The 9,882-nt window shown below is 71.5% G+C and carries 8 protein-coding genes; 3 read left to right on the top strand and 5 right to left on the bottom strand.

What is annotated here, in order from left to right:
- A partial coding sequence (locus O3Q52_RS41040) for a class I SAM-dependent DNA methyltransferase (protein ID WP_269653650.1) occupies positions 1-1,449 on the bottom strand: 1,449 nt, incomplete at its 3' end.
- Between the two features lie 193 nt (positions 1,450-1,642).
- On the opposite strand from O3Q52_RS41040, the gene O3Q52_RS41035 reads away from it, so the two are divergent.
- Both O3Q52_RS41035 and O3Q52_RS41030 read left to right on the top strand, forming a co-directional pair.
- Positions 1,643-2,362 carry a hypothetical protein gene (locus tag O3Q52_RS41035; protein ID WP_269653649.1) on the top strand — a complete coding sequence of 240 codons (720 nt, stop codon included), beginning with the start codon at positions 1,643-1,645 and terminating at the stop codon, positions 2,360-2,362.
- A gap of 150 nt (positions 2,363-2,512) precedes the next feature.
- A complete protein-coding gene (locus O3Q52_RS41030; protein WP_269653648.1) occupies positions 2,513-3,259 on the top strand; it encodes a hypothetical protein in 747 nt (248 codons plus the stop codon).
- A 145-nt stretch (positions 3,260-3,404) separates the two neighbouring features.
- Here the strand turns inward: O3Q52_RS41030 and O3Q52_RS41025 are convergent, their stop codons facing one another.
- From O3Q52_RS41025 to O3Q52_RS41015, 3 genes are all read right to left on the bottom strand, one after another.
- Complete coding sequence (locus O3Q52_RS41025) at positions 3,405-4,148, bottom strand: N-acetyltransferase (RefSeq protein ID WP_269653647.1); 744 nt, start codon at positions 4,146-4,148, stop codon at positions 3,405-3,407.
- 200 nt (positions 4,149-4,348) lie between these two features.
- The gene (locus O3Q52_RS41020; protein ID WP_269653646.1) at positions 4,349-5,086 is read right to left on the bottom strand and encodes an HNH endonuclease family protein; all 738 of its coding nucleotides are present in this window, start codon (positions 5,084-5,086) and stop codon (positions 4,349-4,351) included.
- A gap of 231 nt (positions 5,087-5,317) precedes the next feature.
- The gene (locus tag O3Q52_RS41015; protein ID WP_269653645.1) at positions 5,318-5,476 is read right to left on the bottom strand and encodes a hypothetical protein; all 159 of its coding nucleotides are present in this window, start codon (positions 5,474-5,476) and stop codon (positions 5,318-5,320) included.
- Here O3Q52_RS41015 and O3Q52_RS41010 point away from each other — a divergent pair.
- Positions 5,465-6,043 (top strand): TetR-like C-terminal domain-containing protein, encoded by a 579-nt coding sequence (locus tag O3Q52_RS41010; protein ID WP_269653644.1) that lies wholly within the window; start codon positions 5,465-5,467, stop codon positions 6,041-6,043. The genes O3Q52_RS41015 and O3Q52_RS41010 overlap by 12 nt on opposite strands.
- 58 nt (positions 6,044-6,101) lie before the next feature.
- Here the strand turns inward: O3Q52_RS41010 and mfd are convergent, their stop codons facing one another.
- The gene (gene mfd / locus O3Q52_RS41005) at positions 6,102-9,632 is read right to left on the bottom strand and encodes a transcription-repair coupling factor (RefSeq protein ID WP_269653643.1); all 3,531 of its coding nucleotides are present in this window, start codon (positions 9,630-9,632) and stop codon (positions 6,102-6,104) included.
- Between the last annotated feature and the right edge of the window lie 250 nt (positions 9,633-9,882).

Genomic DNA, 9,882 nt, shown 5'->3' with positions numbered 1-9,882 from the left:
CTCGCCCAGGCGGTCGCGTACGTCGGCGAGTTGCTCGGCTCCGCCGCCCGCCGCGGGGGGCGGCAGATGGCGGGCCGGGGCCAGGTCCACGTCGTCGTCGAGGAGTTCGATGACCGGCACCGAACGGCTGAGTCCCGGCTGTTCGGGCGCGCTGCCGGTGCGGTCGAAGGGGCGCCAGGCGTCGAGGACCGCGGCACGCACGGACTGCCAGTCGAGGCCGCCGCGGCTGTCGGCCGTGAACACGCCGGTGTCGGCGAGCAGCACCTCGGGCTGTGCGGGATGCCCCGTGAGTGCGGGCCTGCGCAACACCCACAGTTGCAGCGGGAGGTTGTACGGGGGTGCCGCGCCCGGCGGCAGGGCGATCACCGCGCGGAGGGCGCCGCGGCGCAGCAGGTCGGCGCGGATGCGGCGGCCGGAGCGGCGGGAGGCGGCAGCCGGGGGCATCAGGAGGACGGCGATGCCGCCTTCCTTGAGGCGGGCCAACGCGTGCTGGACCCAGGCCAGTTCGGACTCGGTGCGGGCCGGGAAGCCGTACTCCCAGCGGGGGTCGTAGGCGAGTTCGTCGTGGCCCCAGTTGCGCTCGTTGAACGGCGGATGGCAGAGGACCGCGTCGGCACTGAGGGTGCCGTACGCGTCGTCGCGGAGGCTGTCCGCGGCGGCGGTGCGCACGGTCGTCACGGTGGCCTCGGCGTGGAGGGCGAGGCGCAGTGCGGTGAGGGCGGCCAGTTCGGGGGCGCTGTCCTGGCCGTACAGGTGCTGGTCCTCGATGCCCAACGCGCCCTGTGCGGCGGCCACCGCGCGCAGCAGGGCTCCGGTGCCGCACGCCGGGTCGAGGACGGTCCGGGCGGGGCCCGCGAGGTCCGCCATCAGGGCGGCGAGGCCGGTCGGTGTGAGCGTGTACTGGCGCGGGTTGGCGTCGAGGTGCCTTCGGAGCAGGAACTCGTACGCCTTGCGGGTGCCCAGCTCGGCCGCGAGGTCGGCTGCGCCACGCAACAGGGGGGCGGACGGGAGTAGTTGGGCGGCTGTCGGTGTGTCCACGGCCCGTTTGCGGACCAGGCCGAAGCGCGGGGTGAGGACCTGGTCGAGAGACGCGGGCAGCAGTTCGGCGAGGCGCGCGTCGGAGCCGGCGCTCAGTTCCAGCCAGACCGTCGGGCGGTCGTTGACGAGCAGGAGCGCGCAGCCGACGTGGACGAGGGCGGCGACCGGGCCCTCCGGATGACCGGCGAGCTGCTGCCATACGCGCTCGCGCAGGGGCACTTCGGCGAGCTTGCCCTGGGTGCGCAGCCAGGTCTCGACCTCTGTGAGCGCGAAGGAGGGGCTGGTCTCGGTGCCGCCGACGGGTTTGGGGAAGTCGGCGTGGCGGCGCCGCCAGTTGCTGACGGCTGCCCGGCCGACTCCGGCGAGCCTGGCGATTCCCGCCGCGGTGACCTCTGTCCCGTTCTCCTGCACGCCGCCCGGCTCCCCTCGTCCTGGTGTGTGGCGTCGAGCATACCGACGCACGCGACATCGACCCATTCACGGCCGTGTACTCATACATCTACGTGAACCGTGTTGACTCGGTTCACAGGCTCTGCTGTGATTGACCCATCGGATGAACAGCGGCCGAGAACGGCGGCCGTCATCTCTGGGGGAGGGGACTGTCATGGGCGCCAAGGGCAAGATCGCGCTGGGGGTTGTCGTGAGCGTCGTCGTCATCGGCGCGGTGTCGGCGAACGCGGGCGACGACGGGGACAGCGGTTCCGGCGGCAACGGCAAGGACTCCGCGGCCTCCGCGGACCGCAAGTCCGGCACGAAGGCCGACACCAAGTCGGACACGAAGGCCGACACGAAGAAGGACGCCAAGGCGGACAAGGCCGAGAAGAAGGCGGCGTTCCAGGGGGACGGCGACTTCGAGGTCGGCTCCGACGTCAAGCCCGGCACCTACCGGACCACGGGCAACACGGACAGCGTCTGTTACTGGGAGCGCGCCAAGGACGCCTCGGGCGAGATGGACTCGATCCTCGCCAACGACAACGTCAGCGGCACCAGCTACGTGACGATCCCGGCGGGCGACAAGCTCTTCAAGTCGAGCGGCTGCAAGGACTGGGAAGCCGTCGACGCGAAGGCGACCGGCACCCCGGCCACGCCGGTCAAGGGCGACGGCGGGATGCACAGGGTCGGCGTCGACATCGCCCCAGGCACCTACAAGTCCACCGGCAACACCGACGACCTCTGCTACTGGGAGCGCACCAAGGACGCCTCGCACTCCATGGAGTCGATCCTCGCGAACAACAACGTGTCCGGCACGGCCGTCGTGACCGTCGCCGCCGGCGACGCGTACTTCAAGACCACGGGCTGCAAGGACTGGAAGAAGACCGGCTGACGCCACGCGCCGCCGTCCCCGCACCCCGGCCCGCATCTGCCGCACCGGCGCCCGCGCGCGCCTTCTCGTCACCGCTCTGAGCGCCTTCGCGCCATTGCGCTCTCGCGCCCTCTCCCCTTTCTCTCCACCTCGACACTTCAAGGATCTGTCATGCGTCGCACCGCACTTGCCGCTCTCTGCCTCGCCGCCGCGGCCGCCGTCTCGCTCACCGGCTGCCTGCCCGGGGAGGAGAAGGCGGACAGCAAGCCGAAGGGCCCGTTCGCCGGGCAGACCGGCGGCGAGATCGCCGACCAGGCCGTGAAGGCCACCTCGAACGCCTCGTCGCTGCGCATGAAGGGCGACATCAAGGACGACGACGGCAGCCGCGTCGGCCTGGACATGGCCCTCGACAGAAAGGGCGAGTGCGCAGGCACGATGAGCGCGAACGGCCAGGGCAAGGCCGACCTCGTCAAGACCGGCGACACCCTCTACATGAAGTACGACGAGAAGTTCCTGCGCGCCCAGAGCGACGGCGCGTCCAAGGAGGAGACCGACGGAGTCGTGGCCATGCTGGCCGGCAAGTGGACCAAGATGTCCGCGACCGGTTCGGACGCCAAGGACATCGCGAGCTTCTGCGACCTCGACACCGTGCTCGCGGACTTCCAGGACGTCAACTCCGATGCCACCCGCGGCGGGACGACCACGGTCGACGGCACCCCGGCGATCGTCCTGCACGAGAAGGACGGCAAGGACACCTACACGCTCTACGTCGCCACCGAGGGCAAGCCCTATCTGCTGAAGGTCGTCAGCAAGTCCGCCGACGACCCGGGCACGGTCACCTTCGGCGACTTCGACACCCCGGTCCCGGCCGAGAAGCCCGCGGGCAAGGTCATCGACCTGGCCGAGATGGGCGGCTGACGGAACGCCACCCGGGCCGGCGGGGCAAAGGGAAGCCGATGGGGCGCGCCTTCAGGGGTGCGCCCTCAAGGCACGCCCGCCCGCGCAGGCACGCGTCCCGTCGGCCCCGCAGGAGCCCCTGCTGCACCGGCCCACCGGACGCGCCTCAAAGCGCGTGCCGCACCCACACGTTGGGCTCGACGTACACCGCGTACCCGCGGCGCGGCTCGCAGTGCACCGGCACCAGTGCGCCGGGCACCTCGATCCGGCCCTCCTCGTCGAAGGGCAGCCCCGTCCACGCCCGCCACTCGTCGAGCGACGCCGCCACGGTCATCGACGCCGGCGCCACCGCCTCGATGCGCGCGCCCGCCCGGACGTGGACCCGCAGCCACGGGTCGTGCGGGAGCCCGTCACCGCGCGTCCGGAAGGCGTACTCCGCCATCTCCGTACGCGGCTCCAGATGCTTCGCGCTCGGGCGCACCGGGGCGACGACCTCGTCGAAGCCCCGGGCCCGGGCGTTGTCACGCATCGCGGCGAGCATGCGGCCCGACAGGCCGGTGCCCTGGGCGTGCGGGGCGACGACGATCGAGATCGCGCTCACCGTGTCCGGCGCGACGCCGTGGCGCCGGTCGGAGAACGCCCACACCAGCACCTCGTCCCAGCCCCGGGCCGGCAGCTCGCCCCGGTCCTGGTCCGCGAGGGCGAACGGCACGCTGTAGGCGTGCGCGACCACCTCTCCGCGCGCGTCCTCGGCGAACAGCACGTACTCCGGCAGCTCGGTGGCGATGCGGCCGTAGTGCGCGTTGCCGACGGGGTCGTTGCGCAGGAACTCGGGCCAGGTGTCCGCCATTCCCGTCACCCGGCCGTGCATCTCGGGCCGCTCGGCGAGGCTCGATACCTTCAGCTCCATGCGGGACACGGTAGGCGTCGACTCGGCCGGTGCGGAACGGATTTGGCTGCGCGGATCCGACCCCACCCAGCGCGGGACCCCGCCCAGCCTGGTCACCCCAGTCACCCCGCCCAGGCCGGCCGCCCCAGTCAGCCCACTCGGCCCGCTCAGATCACTCAGACCACTCAGACCACTCAGCGCAGTCAGCCCGCTCAGCCCGCTCACCCCGCGTGGAACCGCTTCGGTGCCTCTGTCGAGGTCCCCCCGGAGGGGAGCTTCTGCCCCGGGCAGCCGGACAGCACCCGCTTCATGGCGTCCCTCTCCGCGGCGGTGACCCACAGCTCGTACTTCTTCTTCACGGCCACCTGCCGGGCCACATACGTGCAGCGGTACGCCTTGTGGGGCGGGAGCCAGGTCGCCGTGTCCCCGTCGCCCTTGCTGCGGTTGCGGCCGGCGTCGACGGCGAGGAGGTTCAGCGGGTCGTTGGCCAGCGCTATCCGCTTGCTCGCGTCCCACTTCTGGGCGCCCTTCTGCCAGGCGTCCGACAGCGCGACGAGATGGTCTATGTCGACCTCGCTGCGGCCCCCTCGTACGAAGGTGACGTCCTTGTCGGTGTACGGGTCGGGGTCGAGCGTCCCGGAGCTCACCTCGCAGTCGCCGTCGCTGAACTTCACCTCCTTCAGGTCCCGTTTGAGTACGTCGTCGCGGGTGTCGCAGCCGTTCGAGTCGGTGTCGGCCCAGGGGCTGCCGAACTTGTCCCGGTCGTATCCCGTCTTGGGTGCCCGCCCCTTGACGGTCAGTCCGTCGACGGCGGTGAGGGCGGCTCCACCGGCGCCCGTGCCCGCGCCCGCGCCCGCCGCCGAGTCCTCGGGGCCGGCGGAACCCGGTGTCTCCACGGTGCAGCCGGTCGCGGCGAGCAGCAGTACCGCGGCTCCGGCGACCCTGGTCCAGAGCGTCACGGCGCTCCCTCCCCTTAGCTTGCCCCTGTCCGCCCAGAGCGGGCGGTTTCCCTGGGCCTCACCGTACTGGCGGAAAGGGTGGCGCAATAACAGGCAGGGAACGGACTTCGCCGGACTTCAACGGGCAAGTGGTGCACAACCGGCGTGACATCGGTGGTGACCGGCAGCTGGGAGTCCCCCGCGCGCAGCCGCAGCACCGCCCCTGCCACCAGGCCCACTGAACCTGCCCCCTCACACCTTCCCGATCCCCAACGTCGTCTCCGACGGGAGCAGCCCCGACCCGAGGACCGCGACCCAGAACTCCCCCAGCAGATCGGCGAGTCGACCGGTGTCGTCCGGACCCAGCGCCCGCCAGGGTGCGGCGGCCAGCTCGTCGGTGTGCCGCTCCACCTCCTGGCGGCAGGCGCGGCCGGCGTCCGTCGCGGTGCCGTCTGCGGCCAACAGCCCCCGTGCGACGAGCCGTTCACGCGCCCCAGCCCACTCCCCGGACTCCACCCCCGGCTCTCGAACCGCTCCACGGACGCGGCGCCGGCCCACCACTTCAAGGACCGTACGGGCCTGCTGACGGCGATCGCGGCGGAGGGCTACGGACTGCTGGCGGCCACGCTCACGGATGCGGCGGATCTGAAGGACGCGGGCGTGCGCTACGTCCGCTTCGCCCGCGAGCACCCGGCCCACTTCCAGGTGATGTTCACGCCGGAGCTGCTGCGCGGGAACGACCTGGAGCTGACGACGGCCCGTGCCCTCGCGGGCGAGCGCCTGCGCGACGCCGTCTCGGCCGTCCCGCCCGAGGGCCGCGGCACCGACGCCCGCCTCGCCGGCGTGGCCGCCTGGTCCCTGGCCCACGGCTTCGCCACGCTGCTGCTCAGCCACAACCTGGACGGACCGGTGGGCGACCAGGACCCGGAGGAGGTCTTCCGCCTCCTGAGCGACCTGCTGTTCCAGGGCAGTTCCTGATCTGCCTCTTCCTGATCCGCCCTTTCCTGATCCGCCTTTCAGGAGAGCGACTTGGGTGTCACGACCCCAGAATCGAAGCCAGGAACTCCCCGGTCCAACCCAGCAGCTCCCGCCCGACCAGCGGCTTGCCGCCCACCTTCGCCGTCTTCGGGCGGGGCACAAGCAGCTGGTGCGCGGCCGGCTTGATGACGGTCCCCGGATACAGCCGCTTGAGGCGCAGTTCCTGGGACTCCCTCAACTCCGCCGGTGCGAAGCGGATGTTGTTGCCCTGGAGGACGATCTCGCCGACACCGCACGCCCGCGCGAGCATCCGCAGACCGGCCACCAGCAGCAGGTTCTCCACGGGCTCGGGCAACTTGCCGTAGCGGTCGACGAGTTCCTCGCGTACGGCCTTGACGTCCTCCTCGGAGTTCACGGAGGCGATCGAGCGGTACGCCTGCAGGCGCAGCCGCTCGCCCGGGGCGTAGTCGTGCGGGACGTGCGCGTCGACCGGGAGCTCGATCTTGACCTCCAGGGCCGGCTCCTCCACGACGCCGCCCTCCAGAGAGGCGCGGTAGTCCGCGACGGCCTCGCCGACCATGCGTACGTACAGGTCGAAGCCGACGCCTGCGATGTGACCCGACTGCTCGCCGCCCAGCAGGTTTCCGGCTCCGCGGATCTCCAGGTCCTTCATCGCCACGTACATGCCCGCGCCCATCTCGGTGTGCTGGGCGATGGTCGCGAGGCGCTCGTGGGCCGTCTCCGTGAGGGGCTTCTCCGGCGGGTAGAGGAAGTAGGCGTACCCCCGCTCGCGCCCACGGCCCACCCGGCCGCGCAGCTGGTGCAGTTGGGAGAGGCCGAAGTTGTCGCCGCGCTCCACGATCAGGGTGTTGGCGTTCGAGATGTCGATGCCCGATTCGACGATCGTCGTGGAGACGAGGACGTCGAACTTCTTCTCCCAGAAGTCGACGACGACCTGCTCCAGGGACTGCTCGGACATCTGGCCGTGGGCGGTCGCGATGCGCGCCTCCGGGATGATCTCGCGCAGTCGCGCCGCGGCCCGGTCGATGGACTCGACACGGTTGTGGATGTAGAAGACCTGGCCCTCGCGGAGCAGTTCGCGACGGACGGCCGCGCCGATCTGCTTCTCCTCGTACGGGCCGACGAAGGTCAGGACCGGGTGGCGCTCCTCCGGGGGTGTCGTGATCGTCGACATCTCCCTGATGCCCGTCACCGCCATCTCCAGGGTGCGCGGGATGGGGGTCGCGGACATCGTCAGTACGTCCACGTTCGCGCGCAGCTTCTTCAGCTGCTCCTTGTGCTCGACGCCGAACCGCTGCTCCTCGTCGACGATGACGAGCCCCAGGTCCTTGAACTTGGTCTCCGCGGAGAAGAGCCGGTGCGTGCCGATGACGACGTCGACCGAGCCCTCGCGCAGGCCCTCCAGCGTCGCCTTCGCCTCCGTGTCCGTCTGGAAGCGGCTCAACGCCCGTACGTTCACCGGGAACTGGGAGTAGCGCTCGCCGAACGTGCCGAAGTGCTGCTGGACCAGCAGTGTCGTCGGTACGAGGACGGCGACCTGCTTGCCGTCCTGCACCGCCTTGAAGGCCGCGCGGACCGCGATCTCCGTCTTGCCGTAGCCCACGTCGCCACAGACCAGGCGGTCCATCGGGACCGTCTTCTCCATGTCCTCCTTGACCTCGGCGATGGTGGTGAGCTGGTCGGGCGTCTCGACGTACGGGAACGCGTCCTCCAGCTCGCGCTGCCACGGTGTGTCGCCGCCGAAGGCGTGCCCGGGGGCGGCCATCCGGGCTGAGTACAGCTTGATGAGGTCCGCGGCGATCTCCTTGACCGCCTTCTTCGCGCGCGCCTTGGTCTTCGTCCAGTCGGCGCCGCCGAGGCGGTGGAGGGTCGGGGCCTCGCCGCCCACGTACTTGGTGATCTGTTCCAGCTGGTCGGTGGGGATGTAGAGGCGGTCGCCGGGCTGCCCGCGCTTGGCGGGCGCGTACTCGACCACCAGGTACTCACGTGTCGCACCCTGGACCGTCCGCTGGACCATCTCGATGTAGCGGCCGACGCCGTGCTGCTCGTGGACGATGTAGTCGCCGGTTTCGAGAGTGAGCGGGTCGATCGTCTTTCGGCGGCGGGCCGGCATCCTCGCGCCGTCCTTGCCGGCGGCCTTCTGGCCGGAGATGTCGGTCTCCGTGAGCACTGCGAGCTTCAGCGCCGGGTCGACGAATCCGTAGTCGATCGAACCGCAGGCCACCTGGACGATGGAGGGGACGAGTCCGGCGAGGTCCGACTCCAGGCGGGCCGCGATGCCCTCGCCGCCGAGCACCTCTGCCGTACGGGCCGCCGGGCCGTGCGCCTCGGTGACGAACACCGTGCGCCAGCCGTCCGCGAGCCAGCCCTTGGTGTCGGCGAGGGCCTTCGCGGTGTCGCCGCGGTACGTCTCCGGGGCGTGCATCCCGAGCTTCAGCGTGTCGGCGTCCAGCTCCTCGTCGGCCGCGAACGGCGACACCGACCACCACATCATGTCCAGCTCGCGGGCCCGGTCCCGTACGTCCGCGATGGCCCACAGGGACGCCGCGTCGACGTCGATCGGAGCCTCGCCGCCGCCCGCCGTGGCCGCCCAGGACGCCTGGAGGAACTCCTGCGAGGTCGCCACCAGGTCCGAGGCGCGCGTGCGCACCCGCTCAGGGTCGCAGACGACGGCCATGGAGCCCTTGGGCAGGACGTCGATGAGCAGTTCCATGTCGTCGACGAGGACGGGTGCGAGGGACTCCATGCCCTCGACCGCGATGCCCTCGGCGATCTTGCCGAGCAGTTCGCCCAGCTCGGGGTGGGCCTCGGCGAGGCGGGCCGCCCTCTCCCGTACGTCGTCCGTGAGCAGCAGCTCGCGGCAGGGCGGCGCCCACAGACCGTGCGCGGCGACCTCCAGGGACCGCTGGTCGGCGACCTTGAAGTAGCGGATCTCCTCGACGTCGTCGCCCCAGAACTCCACGCGCAGCGGGTGCTCCTCGGTGGGCGGGAAGACGTCCAGGATCCCGCCGCGTACGGCGAACTCGCCGCGCTTCTCGACCAGCTCGACCCGTGCGTACGCCGCTGCCGCCAGGGCCGCCACGACGTCACCGAGGTCGGCGCTCTGGCCGGTCCGCAGGGCCACCGGCTCCAGGTCGCCCAGGCCCTTGACCTGCGGCTGGAGGACCGACCGGACGGGTGCGACCACGACGGAGACCGGGCCGGTCTCCGGGTCGTCGGGTCGCGGGTGCGCGAGCCTGCGCAGGACCGCGAGCCTGCGTCCCACGGTGTCGCTGCGCGGGGAGAGCCGCTCGTGCGGCAGCGTCTCCCAGGACGGGTACTCCACGATCCCGTCGGCCGGCAGCAGCGTCCGCAGTGCCGCCGCCAGATCCTCGGCCTCCCGGCCCGTGGCCGTCACGGCCAGCACCGTACGGCCCGCCTCGCGGGCCCGGGCCGCCACCGCGAACGGGCGGGCCGCGGGCGGGCCCACCAGGTCGACGTGCATACGGTTGCCGTCGCCGGCGGCCTTCACCGCTTCGGTGAGTGCGGCGTCCTTGACGACGGCGTCGAGCAGACCGTGCAGGCTCATGAAGAGGTTTCCATCCGAGGATCCGAGGGAGCAACGCGAACCGCCCGACACGTCTGACGGGCCGGGGGTGTCCAGGGTACGACGCTGGGGTGACCCGTGCCCGCGCCTGTGGATACCGGGGTTTCTTCGCCCCCGCCGCCCCTACCCATTCCCGTCCCCTACTCAGGGGCTCCGCCCCCGAACCCCCAAAGACTGGGCCGTTCCCCGCGCCCCTAAAGACCTAGGGGCGCGGGGGACTGCGCGCCCAGCA

The sequence above is a fragment of the Streptomyces sp. ActVer genome (genome assembly GCF_027270795.1).
Taxonomy (GTDB): Bacteria; Actinomycetota; Actinomycetes; order Streptomycetales; family Streptomycetaceae; genus Streptomyces; species Streptomyces umbrinus_A.
The sequence above is the reverse complement of the archived record's forward strand: the minus strand, read 5'-3'. Positions and strand labels throughout refer to the sequence as shown.

Excerpts from the sequence above, each read along its gene's own strand:
- O3Q52_RS41030 (WP_269653648.1), top strand. The coding sequence starts at position 2,513 with ATGCGTCGCACCGCACTTGCCGCTCTCTGCCTCGCCGCCGCGGCCGCC.
- mfd (WP_269653643.1), bottom strand. The coding sequence starts at position 9,632 with ATGAGCCTGCACGGTCTGCTCGACGCCGTCGTCAAGGACGCCGCACTC.
- O3Q52_RS41025 (WP_269653647.1), bottom strand. The coding sequence starts at position 4,148 with ATGGAGCTGAAGGTATCGAGCCTCGCCGAGCGGCCCGAGATGCACGGC.
- O3Q52_RS41035 (WP_269653649.1), top strand. The coding sequence starts at position 1,643 with ATGGGCGCCAAGGGCAAGATCGCGCTGGGGGTTGTCGTGAGCGTCGTC.